Source organism: Thioclava sp. GXIMD2076 (assembly GCF_037949795.1).
Taxonomy (GTDB): domain Bacteria; phylum Pseudomonadota; class Alphaproteobacteria; order Rhodobacterales; family Rhodobacteraceae; genus Thioclava; species Thioclava kandeliae.
Window position 1 is genome coordinate 2,551,853 of record NZ_CP149932.1, and the last position, 15,399, is coordinate 2,567,251.

Here is a 15,399-nt window from a genome sequence, read left to right on the forward strand (position 1 = left end):
GTTAAAATCCCTCGATACCAAGCTCGCGCATGCGATCCACGCTCATTGCTTTCCCGCCCGGGTTCATTGTCCAGCCGTTGGCGCGGCCAAAGCCGTCCATACAGGCCATGAACTCCCAGAGGCTCATCGCGCCCACCTGCGCGGGCGTGAAACCCATTGCGGCACCGAGGCCGTAATAGGTGCTGAACCTAAGCTTGCCGTTTTTCAGCTGTCCGGTGTCGGCTCCACCGGCAAATCCTCCCCCGCAGGATCATCCGGAGGGCCGAACAATGCGACCGACAGGATTTCCTGACAGGGCACCTTGAACGAGATGATGGGATGAAGATCAAAGGCGTTTCGTGTCAGCTTCAGCGCCTCGACATGGGCCATGCCACCGCCGATCAGCCCGCAGCGGATCACATGCACGAGCTGTGTGATGTTCCACGTCCCCGCATTGAGGGCCAAGAGAAGATGCTCAGGCCCGCAATCTGTTTTCTGCTGGATCGTTTCCAGCTCGCTGATGCCAAGGCGGAAAGCATGCTCTCCGCCCGGCCATGGAATGACAACCGGCTGCATTATGCGGCGTTCGTGAATTCGATGCCGTGCTTGAAGCGGACGTTAATCGTCTGCGTCAGCGCAGTGCCCTCGGTATTGCCGATCCCCTCGATGCCCTGAGACGTCAACAGGCCGACCCCATCGATATACTCGACCGTTCCGGAAGCCGCATCGACGATATGCACGCGGACCGGCAGTTCAAGCTGGTCCTTGGCCCATGACAATAGCTTGCTCAGGTTCGAACGCGCCAGCTGGGCATTGATGGTCATGGTCGAGGTCTGCGCACCGTATTCGACAACGGTCTGCACCGGCAGCTTCCAGTCGTCGCAATCACCCACAGCAGTCTCGGACATCGCGTTTTCGATATTGAGGCTGATTGCCGTAGCGCCACAGAAATTGGTAAAGGTTTCGGTATTATCCCAATCCACCATGACGATCATATCGCCACGATGCAAAAGTTGAGGGGCTGCCATTGTCATTCTCCTGATGTATCAGCGGGTTTCTTCGGGGCGACATACTTGGTCGCCGCCCCGCTTGTTTCGGCCAGCTTGATGACCCATGCCGGATAGGGCCGAAAATCGTCATGGGGATGGATGCGCAACAACACGCCGCGCTTGGCGTCCGTCGCATTGAAAAGGCGGTGGAATTTTGCTTTAGCCACGGGAAAATTCCTTCTTGATGGCGTCTCTGACCCTCTTTCTTATCAGGCGCCGGAACTCCGCGCGCTTGGCCCGCCATGCAGGATAGAAAAAGGGCTGGGCGGGCATGTCCCGCGTTCCGAATTCCTGAAATCTAGCGTAGAAGGCCTCCCGAGATCCGGCATAGAACCTGAGCCGTAGCGTGGCATACTGATCACCTTTGTTGCCGCCGCTACGGACCTCATCGATCATGAATGTGCCCGCGGGTAGATCGCCCCATGTCCAGCCGATCGACAGGGCCAACTGGCCCGTTGCGCCTTTCGGTGCAAGCTTGCGCATCTCCGCGGCGATAACATCCGCGCCCTCTTCCATCGCCTCGCGGGCCGCATCGACAGCAACAGCCGGAATGCGCTTGAGTTTAGCAGTGAGACGGGGTGAAAGCTGGGCCACGTCAAAGACTCCTTCGGCCTATCCCTCGGTTCGCGCCTCGATGCTGATCACACCATGAGCCACATCTGTTCTAGGGTCGCCCATGTACTTCACGTCGGCGACGCGCAAAGAGCTCATTGCATAGGGCTCGTCCAGCATCAGCTCTGCCTCGTGCAGCGCTGCCTTGACGAGCTTGCACAGCAACTTGTTGCCACGTTTTGAGCTACTTTCCTGCGTCCACACATCAATCTGGATGGCGTGCAGCTCCCCCGCAATGCACTCGACATCATCGGAGATCTCTTGCGAGGGCCCAAACGTGATGTGGGGATATTCCACGCTCGAAGGCGCATTGTCATAGACCCGACCAGCCACTTGGGCAGAAAGCCCCGGATCAGCCACGAGCGCGGCATAGATCGCGTCTTGCAAGGCTACTGCTGCGCTCATAGTCTTTGCTCACATAGTTAGAGAAAGAGATTCTCATGAAGTTTCTTGCTGCACTTGCTTGGATCAGCTTTGTCTTGGCGGCCCTGTGCCTGCTTTCTGCATTCACTAGCGACATGAACTCACCATATCTCAGCGTAGCCAGCGCAGTATCGCTCGTAATAACTGGCGCCGTTTTCTTGGCGATGGATCGTGCCCTGTTTCTTCTGAGCGAAATCCGAGGCACGCTCTGGGAAATGCGCGACATTCAGCGTGAAGCAGCTCCGAAGAAAGAGCCTATTTACCGCAGCTGATCAGGTCTCATTCCCCTGCTCGACAACGACATAGACCCATTCAGGGTCGGTGACCTTATCAACCTCGATGATGGCATACTCTTCGCCTGACCGCGCATCTCGCATCCGCCAATCGGAAGTGACCGATCGCGCGGCCATGCACGAGATGACTTTGACCTTGTAGATTGCGCGACCTTCCAGCCGCGCGGCCTCAACCGTCTCGTTACCCCGCGCGTAGATCATCTTGGCTGCACACTCATGCCGCTTGACGAAATCGCGCGAGACAACCCCGCCAGCGCCCTTGGTCTCGACCATTTCGCCGAACGTGACGCGGTGCGGCAGTTTTTGAGAAAGCATCAACTCAAATCCCGATATTGCGCCAGAAGCGATTTCACCGTGGGCGGCATGCCAACATCGGCCTCAGCTTTTCCAAACAGCCAGTGCCAAACCAGAAGTCGCACCGACTGCTTGCATGGGTCGGGCCAACCGTCTGGATAGTCTGCATCCATATCCCGCCGCAGATAGTCTGCGACGAACGTCAGGGCGGTAGACAAATGCCCCTGTATTTCGACATCCCGATCGGTGAAATCGATCTGGCAGAAGCTTTTCACGTCCGCCAGGTCAACGCTCATTTCTTCGAAGCCTTCTTAGCTGCAGCCGTCGCCTGAGCTTCTTCTTCGGCCTTTGCAGCGTCTTCAGCCGCTTTTTCCTCGGCCGCAATACGCGCGGCCTCCGCTTCGGCCTCAAGACGGGCTTGCTCTTCCGCCGCTGCTGCCTTTTGTTCGGCCGTCGCCTGTGCTTCTGCATCCGCGCGAGCAGCTTCTGCGATTTCCTCTTCGGTCGGCCCCTCGAAGATCGGAGCGCTCATGTCCTCGCTCGGCGCGACATAAGCTTGGCGCAACGCTAAGGCGTCTTCCTCAGAGATCTCTTTCCCGACACCGCCTTTGGCAAGAAGAGCGGTGAGCGCGATCTGCTGGGATTGGATACTGGGATCGAGGCGATACGGAATGCCAGGGCGCATCATACCGACGCGGGTCATCGTGGTTTCAGATACTGCGATGATTTTCATGTTCTCACTCCTGCAAACTGCCTCCGGCGAAAACCGCCGGAGGCGTGTTCGATCAGACCCCGAAGGTGCCTTTGACCAATGCGCCGGGGCGCTTGACCGCCAGAGTGCCGCGACGGGTGCCCTTCATGGTCAGCATCCCCTCGACGAAGTTCTGATCATGCTCGGACGAAATCAGGATCTCGACATCGGAACGATCATAGTAGGTCGCGGCCATCATGAAGTTGCCAGCCATCCATTCGCCCGCAGACTGCGCGCGCGTGGTCGACACATCCAAGGACCACAGGCGCGGGAGGGTGCCGGTCGCGGGATTACCGAAGACATAGCGGCCAGCTGTGTCTTTGATCGTCTCAATGGCCGTCCAATCGAGATCGTGCAGAAGCAGGCCGTCCGCCGCATAGTCGGCAAGCGTCAGTTGCAACAGGCCAAGGCGAAGAACATCGATCCGCGTTTGCGCCTCGATCGTGATGCCGGCCGGGCTAGAGAAAGCGGTCGCTTGGGTGCGCAGACCATTCAGGTTCTCGCCGGTACCATCGCCCGCGACGATCTGGTTTTCCAAGGCCAGATCGAGGCCGTAGCGCATTTCGCTGTCGAGCTCGGTTTCGAGCATCGCCGCATCAGCCATCGCTTCTTCCGAGATGTGGGTGACATGGGCGATTTTGCGCACGGGAGCTTCTGCCTTGGTCCAGCCGTAGGACGATTCCGGCGCGGCAGTGCCCTCCGCAGTCGGCGCCGCGCCATTGGCGCGGGTCGTTTGCTTGGTATAGGGCACCAGATTGGCATCCGTGCGCCCGCGCGTGATCAGGTCCACGACCGACAGCGTCCGGCGCGGCATGCGCACAGGACTGGTTTCCGGCGTCGGGAAGATCAGCCCACCACCCGAGCCACCCACGGTGGTGATCGCATTCTTCACCTGGAACGTGGTGCGACCCGATGCGCCAGCGGCCACGAACTGCTTGATTGCGTCATGACCGGCAACCATCTGGCCAAACGACTGCGGGGCCCCGTTTCCGCGCCCACCGCGCGAAGACAGTTCCTGCTCGAGGTCGCGGTTCTTGGTCTCAAGCTGTTCGAGCTTCCCGATCAGATCGGTCTGCTTCTGGGTAAGCTCGTTGAAGTTCTTGAGCATCCGGTCCGAGTCGTTTTTCAACTCGTCGGTCAGGGTGCCATTGCGTTCGGCCATCTTGACCGCCTTCTCGGCGGTCTGCTTGACCTCGTCAGTGCTCTTATCCAGAGCCATCTTGATTTCGGAGAGTTGGCGCGACACGTCGCCCGCGTCCCCCATCACCCCACCAATCACGGCTGCGGGCACGACGTTCATCCCCGCCGAGATAACGGCGAGGGGCATGCGAAGGTTCTTCATGTTGTGGCCTTTCAGCTCTTCAATGTGGAAAGAAAGCCCGACAGGGCTTGGGAAACGGCAGCGTCTTGCATGCCGGACGGGGCAGCGCCGGACTTGCCCCCCTTAAGAGAAGCGAGCAACTGCCGCTCCTCGGATCTCGAAACACCCTGCTTTTGCAAGATCTGGCGCAGGCGGCGCTCGGCCTTCAACGCCGCGCCCCCGCTATTCTCGACCACACTGGCCGAAATCTCGTCCGCGTCGAGGAAATCATCCGCGAAACCCTGATCAACGGCGTCCTTGCCACCAATCCATGTTTCGCGGTTCAGCATCTCCCGAACCTCGGTAACCTCAATGCCAGTGCGGGCGTGGTAGATATCAGCAGCCGTTGCATCAAACGGCTCCAGCCAATCAGCCACCTCGCGCTTGGCATGCTGATCTCCGAAGTCCAGAACAGCCGCGTTATGGATCATCAGGAAGCCAGCGCGGGCGATCTTGATCGTATCGCCGGCCATGGCGATAACCGACGCCGCCGAGGCAGCAATGCCGACGATCTTGACGGTCACATGTCCCTTATGCTCGCGCAGGATATTGTAGATCGACAGACCCTCGAAATAGTTTCCGCCTGGGCTGTTGATCGTCACGGTTACGTCCCGCTCGCCGATCGCACGCAGAGCTGCCGAGACACGGCGAGAGGTCACCCCTTCGCCCCAGTAATCCTCGCCAATCTGTTCCAGAATGGAGATCGTCGCATCGCTCTCACCCGAGGCGCGAACGTCCGGGTTCCAGCGCTTCAATGCCAGATCAGGGATCTGCGTCGCCATCCCCGGACGCACCGAGACATCCGCCATCGGCAGGTTACGCTTGCTCATCCTTCATTCCCTTTCAGGTTCTCGATAGGCGCCATCGCCATCTGCGCCATCAGCTGATCAGCTGCGCCGCCTCGCGCCTGCTCGTTCAGTTTCGCACGGGCCTCGTCACGCGTCAGAATGCCCACGCTCACCATCTTGTTCAGCAGATCCGCCTTGGATTTGCTGTCCATCTGCAACATGGCTTCGCGATTGAACTCGAAGAAGAACCGGCGTCCGGGACCTGGCAAAACCAGATCTTTCTGTATACGCCGCTCAATCCGCGTCAGCAGCGGGTTGATCCCCATCGTCTGCCACGACAGCATGATCGCTTCGACCCCGCTGCCCCACATCGTCTGCCCTTCCGAACTATGGCCGATGACAATCGGGGGGGTGCCGAACCAACGGCAAACATCTTCGATCTGGTGCCGACGAGTGGCGAGGAGCTGAACATCCTCAGGGTTCATCTGAAGCTGCTCGTATTTGAGCCCCGCTTCCAGAGCCATAATTTTGCCGACCTTCTTCGAGCCTGCATATTGCATTAGCATCGCGGTCAGCTGCTTTCGCTGCACATCGGTTAGGACTTGTTCGGAAGTCAGAACCCCAGAGGGCATCATCCCATTTTCGAAGAAGGTCGCCGCCGCCTCATCTGCCGCCAACGCCGCGCCCATGGATTGAAGCCCGTAGCGAACAGCGGACAGCCCCAGACCATCCCCAGACCCGAAACCACGGATATGGAACACCTTGCTGGCTGGCATGGTATATTTCTTTCCCCGATCCCAGTAATCATAGACCAGATCGCCATCGCTATCGCGACGCGGGTCCGCGTTGATCAATGGTCGCAGACCAACGAGGCGGTTGCCGACCTGCAAACGCTCGGCGACGCCATTTCCACGCAACAGCGTATGGGCCACCATAGATTCCCAGAACTCGAGCCCAGTCTGTTCTCGGTTCGGGCTTTCCGACAGCATTCCCGCCAGATCATGGTCGACGGAAACTCGGGTGGCCCCGTCGCCCCGTTGATACATGTCGAGCGGCAGAGAGCCGATCACCGACGCTGTCCGCGATACGCAAGCCCAGACTGCCGAAAGCGACATCGCCGTTTCCGGTGACACGACTGCACCCGCTTTTGACTTCCGACCGAAGCTTGATAGCGGCTGCGCATCGGTCAGGTTTTCCCAGCCGGAGTGCCCTGCGGCAAGCTCGGCTTTCACGCCGCGCCACGCGGCCTTCATTATTCCGATCATACCACCAGCACCGGGTTAGAGAGAAAGTCATCCAAGTTCTTCTGGGATGCCACAGGGTTCAGAAACATCAGCATTGCTGCGTCGAATATAGCCATCAGAGGATCGATTTTAGCCGCGCCAGATGCCTGCTTTGTGACCAGATATGTGCTGCCCTTTAGCACCTGTTTGGCGTTACCAACTGCCCACGCCATTATAGGCTGATCAGCGTGCAGAATGCGCCGAGACTCCAGCTTAAGCGCGACTGTCGAAATCGCCATCTGCAGCTTCCAGCCCTGCCCAACAGATTGCACCACAGGATAGACAAGCTCCAGCTCCTCCAGAGCATCCTGCAACAGGGCAACCCCTGCCACGTCTAGGCCGATGCCGCTCTGTTCGGGAAGTTTCCCTGCAAGGCTGACCTTCAGGCAAATCTCAGCAGCTTCTGCCGCCTGCTGCTCTGGTGTCTCCACGACAGCAAGATCTCCGTCCTCCTGGAAACCTCGCAGTGCATCTGCAATCTTCGGGCGCTGTTCAAACACAGTCTTTCTGGCCCATGCTTTGCCCCAGATCAGCCACGCTTTGTCACGAGTTCTCCGCCCGATCACCGCCAAGGCCGCGAGGTCATCGGCGCCGCCCCAGTCCACACCTATCGTGCAAACCTCACACTGCGCGAGCAGCTCATCGAGCGTCATGCCGGGAATAGCAGCACCGTCCCAATGGGGAGCTCCGGACCACGCATCCCCGCCAAGTCCTACGCCAATCTCGATATTGAGATGCTGGCTCGCCCAGATCTGCTCAGCTTCCGGATTTGCCTTCCCGTTGTTTTCGTAATCATCGATGAGGGCTTCTTCATCGATCGAGAGGCCGATATTTGGCAGAACCAAACTCCAATTGCGTTGATCGCGCCAGTAGGCCTCATCGCGTTGGAGTTCTTCGGGGAACTCATAGAGCACCGGCAGAAGGATCGGAGACCTTCCGCCCTTTCCGTCACGGATAGCACGGGCTTTTTGAAGCTCAGATTTCCAGACGCCGGTCGGCATTTCATCAGACTGGGTGGTGATCATGAGCACCTTGCCACGCACCTTGGTGATGCCACCCCCCCTGATCTGCTGCATCACTTTCGCAGCCTTGGCCTTTTTCCCCAGCTCGTGAAGCTCATCAATGATCGTCAGGACAGGGATCTCACCTGTAACGATCGATGTATCGAAGGTCTTCACATCCAGCGCAGTTTTGGTTTTCCGGCGCGTGATCGTCTTAAGATGATCTTGCACTTGAAAGATCTGCCGAAGTTTCTCGTCGAGATCGATCATTGATTGTGCCTGCGAGAACAGGCGCTCAGAGATATTCTGGCTGGGGCCAACCAACAACATCTGCCGGTTTGGGGCTTCCTCCATATAGAGCGCCGTCAGAGCCAATGCCGCCACATAGGTGGATTTCGAGTTCTTCTTTGGCACAAGGCACAGAAGCTCCCAAACGATCTCGCGGTGCGTCTCCGGGTCCTCACTCGCAAAGAACACAACAAGGATGGCCTTGAACCAGTCGCCGCATGCCTCTGACAGCGGCGGGTTGCCAGGTATGTCCGGCAACCGAAGCCTATTGAAGAATGCCAGAACCTTGGCTGCCTTCTTCTCGTTGACAGGCACGTCTGCAATCGGAACCTCTCCCGCTTGTATTTTCTCCCACCAGTCAGGGCAGGCGAAGCGGGGCAAAGGCTCAATGACGGACATTCTGCTTGGTCTCCTGCTCTAGCTCGGCGGCGAGGGCCGCGTCTGCATCCAGCGCCAATGCCTCGTCTTGGATCTTCTTCCCAACCTTGGGCTTGGCCTCCTCTCGCGGCTTTCCAGCAAATGATCGCTCGGCTTCCATCTGGTCGAACTTTTCCATCAAGCGATCGACCTGGCGCATCGCACCCACGTTCCCCGCCAGGGCCGAGTTCATGGCCACCTCCAAACGGCGAGCATCGAACATATCGCGAGCGAGAGAGCGGATCTTAAGCTCCTGAAAAAAAAGGCGTCTGAAAGTCGGCAACGACATATGCATGACGCCAGAGATCCTCTCGTTCGACCAACCGACCGCCAGTAACATCTTGACTTTATTACGATCTTCCAATGTTGCCGTCTTGCGTGGGCGACCGAGCTTCCCAGAAGCGGCCTCTACAGGGTTCCCGAACAGGTCAAAAACGTCAGCCATAGAAAAAAAACCTCCAACTGAGGGAGTGGCGGGTCTGCAGCCAAGGGCCGCCCAGACTTCCGACCCACCCCCTCCCCTGTGGCATTCGCGCCACATTTCGCCCAATCGCGCCCGAGAGCCGTCAGATCAAGGTCAACTGCACCGGATCGACCCGAGGCACAGTCTGCGCCGGCCTGCATTCAGCACAGCGGCAGGCATCACCATGATCACGCGCCCAGATCCGCGCATCATCAGCGGTGATAGGCCAGCCATGCGCCGCCATCACCTCATCCACAAACGCATCGGGCTTGCCATCCTCGAACAGCAAGCCCGCCGCAACCGACAGCATGAAGGCATCGGCCATCACCAGCCCCGCTTCTCTTCCCGTTGCTTGTCCCTATCGTGACATTGCTTGCACAGGCATTGCAGGTTGCCATCTTCCCAGAAGAGGGCTTCATCACCGCGATGCGCCCGCTTATGGTCAGCGACCAACTGGCTCGTGTCCGCCTCAATCTTCCCGCAACGCTGGCAGGTGAAGAGATCCCGCACCAGCACCGACCACCGCAGCTTCTGCCAGCGCCGCGTCTTGTACCATTTGCGCCAACTGGGCTCGACCCGCTGCCGCATCGGTTCCGCCTTGGCGACTGTCGTCGCAGGGCGGAGCCGACTCGGCGCAGGGGCGAGCCTGTTTGGCATAGCCTTGAGCCTGCCCATGCATGTCACCAATGTTCGGAAAGACAAAGCGCCCGAGGTCTTTCAACCTTCGGGCGCTCGTGTGGTGCTGGCAGATTGTCAAAGTTTACTTATGCAGTCAACGGCTATTTTTCCACGGAGAGAGCACAGGCAGCGACGAGCTGACTTGGATCGTGTCCAGATAGCCCGGAAGTCGCAGCTGCATCGACACCTCCAGAAGGGCACCATACCAATCAAGGTAGGCCCTTCGGCGGGCGGCGGTGTCGGCTCCTCCGCCAATGTAAGAAATAGGGCAAAACTTTGAACGCACATCCAATCTGTTACGACATGTCGGATGGCGATAGGTCCAAACTTCACCCTTCCGCACCGATGCAGTTTGGTTCCCATCCTCGTCGAAGTCCCAACCTACCGGCACCACATGCCGCCGTGCCGATCCCCGCCAATCAGGCGCAGTCCCTGCCCGAGCATGCGTGGCCACCAGCACCGCCATCTCGCGCCCGAACATCGGGTTCAACTCCAGCGCCTCGACCGCCGCCGCGATCATCGCCGCGTCGGGATGCACATGCGGCGCAGGGCCAGCGCCACCACCATCGACGCGGCAGCCGAGCTTGGCCTGCTGCATCATCCGCCACTCGGGCGAGACGCCCACGCGATCAAACTCATGCGCCCCACTATGGTCGAAATCCATCCGCGCATTCTCCGGCCCGAAGGCCCATTCCAGTGCCGAGCGCACACTCATCACCCGAGGCCCCGCCGCTACGATCCGGTCCCGCCGCACATCCGCCATCATCATTGCTCTGCCTCTTTGCTTGCCCGAAACCTTTCGACAAGCGCAGCGACCCGCGCCTGCTTGTCGCGATACGCCTGTGCCCATGCTGCCTGATCGGGGGCAACGGGCAGATCCAGCGCGATCCGCTCCTCAATCCGCTCCAATCGGCTGTGGTGCTCACGCGCCTCCTCACGCACTCTGCGCCGCGCTCCATCCGTAGCAGGCGGCACCTTATGCTGTTCGAGGTAATCCCATGTCTCGACCAGCGTCCCGCTCAGCACGGCGGCAGGCCCTTCGACCGAAGAGAACCACGATACCAAGCAGCTCAGCTCATGAAGAGGACGAGGATGGGCCCGCTCAGCCCAAACGCGCATAGTAACCGGCTCCGGCCATTGATCTCTCTTTGGGCCTTGTCCTAGCTGGATCATGAAATCCCGAAGCACCTTCAGGCTCTCATCGCTCATGTAAGCCATATAGTCAGCCAGCTCTGCGAAGTACTTCGCCTGCGCCTCGGCATCCATGCCCCGCTTAAACCGAAAGCCCACCGGCTCAAACAGGATACGCCGCACACGGGCGCGATTATTCTCAAGCTGCTGGCCCACTGCACTGTCCATGTCGTCGCTCCTTTCTCTCAGCAAATTCGGACTTATCCACAGTCACCACCCTTTTCCGTCCGGGATGCGGGTAACTGTTATGTCTCTGTCTTTGTCCCTGTCGTGCAGGACACTTTTGTTTCTGTCCGAAATTCGTCTAAATCTGTCTTGCGGACAGATTGACGACACTTTGGACAGAATTTCAGAAAGCCGAACGCGTCCGGTTCAGCTGCATCGTATGGGCCGACCATGCGCCAAGCGCTTGTTCGATCCAGACCGAAGTGCGGTAGCCAGAGCAGCGCTCCGACAGCCAGTCTTCAATCCACAGCACCGCGCCATCTTCTTCGGCCAGCGCCGCGTTATAGCTGGCCAGCGTCGTGCGCAGACGCTGCAAACGCTTGGCCTTGTTGGCCGCGTCATTCTTGGCCTGATTGTCATGCTTGCGGGAAATCGCATCGGTGACCATCAGCAGCACATGTGGGTGATAGAGCCGCCGCGCCCCGCCCTTGGTCTGGCAAGATTGCCACTTGTGCAGCGGGCCGTAATCCATCCGGCACAGCGCTTTGAAATGCGCCGAGTCGATGCGCAGATGAAAGGCGAGTTCGTCCAGGTCATCCGGCAAGGTGCCGACCGGCGTCTGCTCCATCGAGATGCAGATCAGGTCGAAATAGAGCGCCCGGCATTCAGCCGTGCCCTTGGCCCGCATGGACGAATTGAGCCAGCGTCCGTGCTCCCATGCCATGAAGTGATGGCTGTCGAGGCGCGTGTTCTCGTCAAAGGGATATTCGAGAAGGTCCTCGGTATCGACGACCGTGAAGGCCCGTTCAACAATACCCATCACATCACCCCTTTCGCTTCGACCATAACGGGCACCCCATGCGAGGCAGCCCATTGCACATCGGCCCAGATTTGCGGGCAACTCGCCCAGCCAGGGCAGGCAGGCACCCAGATCGCGCCGGCCGCATTGCGGAGACCCGCGACCTGCTTGGCCCAACCGACCGGCTCATTGATTTTCAGATGCATATCGACCTCGAGCATCGCCGCCCCGAGGATCACAGGCGAGATCGGCAAGACGCCCATGCGCGAAAGCTCGGCACAGGCCCGCGCTGCAACCAGCACCATATATTCTGGCACTTCGCACAGACACAGCCGGAGCGTCGAGGCCACATAAACAGGTTTCCCGCCCGCATGGCCCACAACATCCGCCGGGCCAACCCCGAACACAATCGGGCCGGACCAATCCAGCGGCTTAGCCGAACGCGACAGCGCGGCCCAGTTTTCAAATGTAGAGGTCAAGACATCACCGCCTTGCACCCCTGCGAGCGAAGAAAGATGCGGGACGGCTTGCGCCAACAAACCGCCCCATCGCGCCGCCCGACCGCGCACATCAGCCGGGAAACACTTGCACGGCACCCACCACTCAAAAGAAGTGCCGCGCGCTCTGCCACAGAAAGGATTTTATCATGGCAAATCATCGTATCCATCACTCATCCCCCACGAATTCGAGGATATTGCGGGCGATCAAACGCGCCTGCGGAACGCTCAGCGCAGCGAAGGCCTCGGGCTTTCCATCGCCCGCGATCACCCGCACCACGAACCCGCGCTGCGACATCGACACTTCGACCTCGGCGCCAGTGGTGTGATCGAAGACTTTGGCGGAAACCGTGGTGCGCGCCTCCTGCGGGCGGCGCGGCGCGGCGACTGTTCTCTCGACCATCACGCCACCTCACGATCTGCGCGATATTGCAGCGCCTCGATCAGGGCCTCGGTTGCCATCTTACCCGTCCCGATAGCCGATCCACAGATCAGCCGAAAACGCTTCATCATGGCCTTACCATCAATGGCCAGATCGGCGGCAACCATGTTCTGTTTCTGGCCATCCAGCAGCGCCTTGCACATCGCCAGTTCGGTCACCGCGTCAAAGGCAGGATCGGCCTTGAGCCCTTTCAGCTTGCCCAGATAAGACAACGCCTCAGGCGAGAGGACCGGCTCAGGCTCGGCCACGACGGGCGCTGGAGCCGGTGCGGCCTCGCGATCCGCCAACTGACCATTGGCGATCATATATTTGATCTTTGAGCCAACCGACTGATTGCGGCGCCCCAGCACCTTGGCAATTTCCGGCACCGTCTTGCCCGCGCCATAAAGCTGGGCGAGCTTCTCCAGCTCCCCCGCTGAATAGGAACCCGTCAGATATTCAGCATCGGCACTCACCCCAGTCTCAGCCTTTGCTTCCGGAGCCTCGACCCCAGCGCTGTCTGACGCTTCGTCTGGAATATCGCCAATCACCGGCCCGCGCGCCGCCGCCCCAGCCTCTTCAGCCAAGACCACACTGGTTAGCATTCCAGCATGCTCAGTGACAAACGGGCTAGCCCGCTCTTCCGGCGGAACCGAATGGAGGTCTGCAACCTCATCACCGGGCAAACACTGGCCGGCGGATAGCATTTTCTCCGGATCTGCCTCGGGTTCGCCATCAAGCGAGCTCATATGGTTACCAAGAACAGTGCCAGCTTCAGCCAACTTTGTCGCGTCCGGCCCGAAAGTTACGGCGATCAGCGCACCGTTGGTGCAGTCGATGTCAAAGGCCAGTTCCCAGCCCAAACGCTGCATGTCCTCGCCCACGCGCACCAGCGCATGCTGATCAGCCGTTTTCTTCCGAAGCACATCAAGGCTCAAAAGCTCTTTGGTCATCACTTGGCCCCCTCCATATCAGCAGCTTGTTTGAGTATTGGCGCGGGGGCTTTCCGGCCACCACTGGCCCCCGCAACAGTGTTCACAACCGCTTCCAGCGGTTCCACGCGCTGAAACAGCGTGGCCGGATTTTGCACGATCATCGCCGCGCATCCGCGCCGCAGAAAGGTATCTGTGAATATGGCGCGGCTCATGTTCATTACTCCGCCGCCATCAACCGGGCGAAGTCTTCGGGCCATGCCAGCGCTGCCAGCGCCACATGATCTCCATAGGGACGGTTCAGCCCGTCCCACCAATTGCAGGCCGTGCCAAAGGTCACGCCGAACGCCGCCGCCACATCCTCGCGCGACTGGAACATCTCGCGCAGGAAGACCGACCACCGCATGGCAAATGCGGTGCGATAAGGCACGGGGTCGAAATGCCAGCAATGCGCGCGGCGCAATGCGGCACGGCCGCGCCCTCGCCCGCCTGATGACGGCAAAACTTTGGGATGGGACTTTGCAGCGGGCACCGGCCCAGACTGCGACGAGATCAGTTGAATGGAAGAAGACATGTCAGGCGACATCCTTACGTTGCGGTTGCGAAAGATCAGACGCCGGATTGGCGCGCATATAGGCAAGCACACGCTCAGCGCGCTCGAAGCCCGGATAGGAACGACTGGCACACCAATCTTCCCAAGTCCCCCATGTGGCCCTGATCGCTTTGCGCAAGACGTTTTGAGGAGTCTGCCCGATGCCATCAGCGTAAACGCGCACCTCCGCAATGAATGCGGCAGTAAGCTCTACAGGCAGCGGGTGATTGTCTGGGGTCTGATCCATAAATCGCAATATGATCATTTTTGCTCACATCGGCAAGATCATTTTTGCTCATCGCAGTAATCTACGTTTTCGCGGAGAATGCATGCATGCATGAAGATCCATTCGCGGCAGGGCTCCGCGCATATTTTGATCAGCACCCGGACGTGTATCCGGCCACGGTCAGCGCCGCAGCTGGACTGAATAAGTCCGCCATTCGAAAAATCATCAGCGGAGAGGTAAAGTCCCCTCGACGCGCGAATGCGGAAAGCATCGCTTTACAGCTTGGCCTCTCCGTCGAGCGCATCATCGCTCAGGATTTCTCCGATAGCGCCAAGAGCATCAGTATTGTGGGTGAGGTCGGTGCAGGGGCGCACGTCGACCTTTTTGACGAGGTTGAAAACGGTAGCCATAGAGAAGAGATCGGCGTACCCGAAAACCTCAAAGATGAAGAGATCGCCGCTGTGCGCGTCGTCGGGGACAGCATGGAGCCGGTCTATTCGGAGGGCGACATTCTGTTCTTCACGCGGCAGACCCATGAAGGCGTGCCAGTCGAGGCCATCAACCGCAAATGCATCGTGGCCACGCCCGATGGCAAGGCGTGGGTAAAGCACCTAAAATACGGCTCTGAGGAAGGCAAGTTCCACCTCACCTCGATCAACCCCACCGGCGAGAACCGGCATAATACCGACGTGCTCTGGGCAACGCCTGTTCGGCTCCACCTACCCGCAGAGTTCGTGAAAAGACAACGCTGATCCCGTTGCGCCTATCTTTCCCGCACGCTCAAACCTGAGCTTGAGAACGTTACGCAATACATCCTAAAGCTCTTCGCCCTTGCATTTGGCCTCCATGGGGCGCCACGCCCCAGCAGAAGCAATATCGGCCAAGAGCGGGTTATGG

At 59.2% G+C, this 15,399-nt stretch carries 26 protein-coding genes; 2 read left to right on the forward strand and 24 right to left on the reverse strand.

The features are described 5' to 3' along the window. Nucleotide 1: 1 nt before the first annotated feature. From WDB91_RS12620 to WDB91_RS12645, 6 genes are read right to left on the reverse strand one after another with little or no spacing between them, the layout of a single operon-like run. Nucleotides 2-157 carry a hypothetical protein gene (locus WDB91_RS12620; RefSeq protein ID WP_339112900.1) on the reverse strand — a complete coding sequence of 52 codons (156 nt, stop codon included), beginning with the start codon at nt 155-157 and terminating at the stop codon, nt 2-4. Between the two features lie 47 nt (nt 158-204). After that, nucleotides 205-555: a gene transfer agent family protein gene (locus WDB91_RS12625; protein ID WP_339112778.1), complete on the reverse strand. Its 351-nt coding sequence runs from the start codon at nt 553-555 to the stop codon at nt 205-207. Further along, nucleotides 555-1,007, reverse strand: coding sequence for a phage tail tube protein (locus WDB91_RS12630; protein ID WP_339112779.1), 453 nt, complete (start codon nt 1,005-1,007; stop codon nt 555-557). The genes WDB91_RS12625 and WDB91_RS12630 overlap by 1 nt, the downstream gene beginning before the upstream one ends. A gap of 2 nt (nt 1,008-1,009) precedes the next feature. Then, complete coding sequence (locus WDB91_RS12635; protein ID WP_339112901.1) at nt 1,010-1,195, reverse strand: hypothetical protein; 186 nt, start codon at nt 1,193-1,195, stop codon at nt 1,010-1,012. Continuing rightward, entirely contained in the window at nt 1,188-1,622 is a 435-nt protein-coding gene (locus tag WDB91_RS12640) for an HK97-gp10 family putative phage morphogenesis protein (protein WP_339112902.1), read from the reverse strand. Before WDB91_RS12640 ends, WDB91_RS12635 begins: the two co-directional genes overlap by 8 nt. Nucleotides 1,623-1,640: 18 nt before the next feature. Then, nucleotides 1,641-2,045 (reverse strand): DUF3168 domain-containing protein, encoded by a 405-nt coding sequence (locus tag WDB91_RS12645; protein ID WP_339112903.1) that lies wholly within the window; start codon nt 2,043-2,045, stop codon nt 1,641-1,643. A gap of 35 nt (nt 2,046-2,080) precedes the next feature. On the opposite strand from WDB91_RS12645, the gene WDB91_RS12650 reads away from it, so the two are divergent. Further along, on the forward strand, nt 2,081-2,335 hold the full coding sequence (locus tag WDB91_RS12650) for a hypothetical protein (RefSeq protein WP_339112904.1): 255 nt from the start codon (nt 2,081-2,083) through the stop codon (nt 2,333-2,335). Here WDB91_RS12650 and WDB91_RS12655 read toward each other — a convergent pair whose 3' ends face one another. The 18 genes from WDB91_RS12655 to WDB91_RS12740 form a co-directional block, all read right to left on the reverse strand. Continuing rightward, nucleotides 2,336-2,671, reverse strand: coding sequence for a head-tail adaptor protein (locus tag WDB91_RS12655; protein WP_339112905.1), 336 nt, complete (start codon nt 2,669-2,671; stop codon nt 2,336-2,338). Then, on the reverse strand, nt 2,671-2,946 hold the full coding sequence (locus WDB91_RS12660) for a head-tail connector protein (RefSeq protein ID WP_339112906.1): 276 nt from the start codon (nt 2,944-2,946) through the stop codon (nt 2,671-2,673). Before WDB91_RS12660 ends, WDB91_RS12655 begins: the two co-directional genes overlap by 1 nt. Beyond that, nucleotides 2,943-3,383, reverse strand: a complete 441-nt coding sequence (locus WDB91_RS12665; protein WP_339112907.1) for a hypothetical protein — start codon at nt 3,381-3,383, stop codon at nt 2,943-2,945. Before WDB91_RS12665 ends, WDB91_RS12660 begins: the two co-directional genes overlap by 4 nt. A gap of 52 nt (nt 3,384-3,435) precedes the next feature. After that, nucleotides 3,436-4,728 (reverse strand): phage major capsid protein, encoded by a 1,293-nt coding sequence (locus WDB91_RS12670; protein ID WP_339112908.1) that lies wholly within the window; start codon nt 4,726-4,728, stop codon nt 3,436-3,438. Between the two features lie 26 nt (nt 4,729-4,754). Further along, nucleotides 4,755-5,543 (reverse strand): head maturation protease, ClpP-related, encoded by a 789-nt coding sequence (locus tag WDB91_RS12675; protein ID WP_339112909.1) that lies wholly within the window; start codon nt 5,541-5,543, stop codon nt 4,755-4,757. A 44-nt stretch (nt 5,544-5,587) separates the two neighbouring features. Beyond that, nucleotides 5,588-6,802, reverse strand: coding sequence for a phage portal protein (locus tag WDB91_RS12680; protein ID WP_339112910.1), 1,215 nt, complete (start codon nt 6,800-6,802; stop codon nt 5,588-5,590). Nucleotides 6,803-6,810: 8 nt separating this feature from the next. Further along, entirely contained in the window at nt 6,811-8,520 is a 1,710-nt protein-coding gene (locus tag WDB91_RS12685) for a terminase large subunit (protein ID WP_339112911.1), read from the reverse strand. Beyond that, the gene (locus WDB91_RS12690) at nt 8,507-8,983 is read right to left on the reverse strand and encodes a hypothetical protein (protein WP_339112791.1); all 477 of its coding nucleotides are present in this window, start codon (nt 8,981-8,983) and stop codon (nt 8,507-8,509) included. Before WDB91_RS12690 ends, WDB91_RS12685 begins: the two co-directional genes overlap by 14 nt. 121 nt (nt 8,984-9,104) lie before the next feature. Next, nucleotides 9,105-9,326, reverse strand: a complete 222-nt coding sequence (locus tag WDB91_RS12695; RefSeq protein ID WP_339112912.1) for a hypothetical protein — start codon at nt 9,324-9,326, stop codon at nt 9,105-9,107. Then, entirely contained in the window at nt 9,326-9,589 is a 264-nt protein-coding gene (locus tag WDB91_RS12700) for an HNH endonuclease signature motif containing protein (protein ID WP_339112913.1), read from the reverse strand. The genes WDB91_RS12695 and WDB91_RS12700 overlap by 1 nt, the downstream gene beginning before the upstream one ends. 184 nt (nt 9,590-9,773) lie before the next feature. Further along, nucleotides 9,774-10,448, reverse strand: coding sequence for a hypothetical protein (locus WDB91_RS12705; RefSeq protein WP_339112914.1), 675 nt, complete (start codon nt 10,446-10,448; stop codon nt 9,774-9,776). Then, nucleotides 10,445-11,038: a hypothetical protein gene (locus WDB91_RS12710; RefSeq protein WP_339112915.1), complete on the reverse strand. Its 594-nt coding sequence runs from the start codon at nt 11,036-11,038 to the stop codon at nt 10,445-10,447. The genes WDB91_RS12705 and WDB91_RS12710 overlap by 4 nt, the downstream gene beginning before the upstream one ends. Before the next feature lie 181 nt (nt 11,039-11,219). Next, nucleotides 11,220-11,855, reverse strand: a complete 636-nt coding sequence (locus WDB91_RS12715) for a hypothetical protein (RefSeq protein ID WP_339112916.1) — start codon at nt 11,853-11,855, stop codon at nt 11,220-11,222. Next, nucleotides 11,855-12,313 (reverse strand): DUF1937 family protein, encoded by a 459-nt coding sequence (locus WDB91_RS12720; protein WP_339112797.1) that lies wholly within the window; start codon nt 12,311-12,313, stop codon nt 11,855-11,857. The genes WDB91_RS12715 and WDB91_RS12720 overlap by 1 nt, the downstream gene beginning before the upstream one ends. Before the next feature lie 187 nt (nt 12,314-12,500). Next, complete coding sequence (locus WDB91_RS12725; protein WP_339112917.1) at nt 12,501-12,734, reverse strand: hypothetical protein; 234 nt, start codon at nt 12,732-12,734, stop codon at nt 12,501-12,503. Continuing rightward, on the reverse strand, nt 12,734-13,690 hold the full coding sequence (locus tag WDB91_RS12730; RefSeq protein WP_339112918.1) for a hypothetical protein: 957 nt from the start codon (nt 13,688-13,690) through the stop codon (nt 12,734-12,736). The genes WDB91_RS12725 and WDB91_RS12730 overlap by 1 nt, the downstream gene beginning before the upstream one ends. A 14-nt stretch (nt 13,691-13,704) precedes the next feature. Next, nucleotides 13,705-13,899, reverse strand: coding sequence for a hypothetical protein (locus tag WDB91_RS12735; RefSeq protein WP_339112919.1), 195 nt, complete (start codon nt 13,897-13,899; stop codon nt 13,705-13,707). A gap of 5 nt (nt 13,900-13,904) precedes the next feature. Beyond that, nucleotides 13,905-14,258, reverse strand: coding sequence for a hypothetical protein (locus tag WDB91_RS12740; RefSeq protein ID WP_339112920.1), 354 nt, complete (start codon nt 14,256-14,258; stop codon nt 13,905-13,907). A 351-nt stretch (nt 14,259-14,609) separates the two neighbouring features. On the opposite strand from WDB91_RS12740, the gene WDB91_RS12745 reads away from it, so the two are divergent. Then, nucleotides 14,610-15,254 (forward strand): S24 family peptidase, encoded by a 645-nt coding sequence (locus WDB91_RS12745; RefSeq protein WP_339112921.1) that lies wholly within the window; start codon nt 14,610-14,612, stop codon nt 15,252-15,254. Nucleotides 15,255-15,399 lie beyond the last annotated feature (145 nt).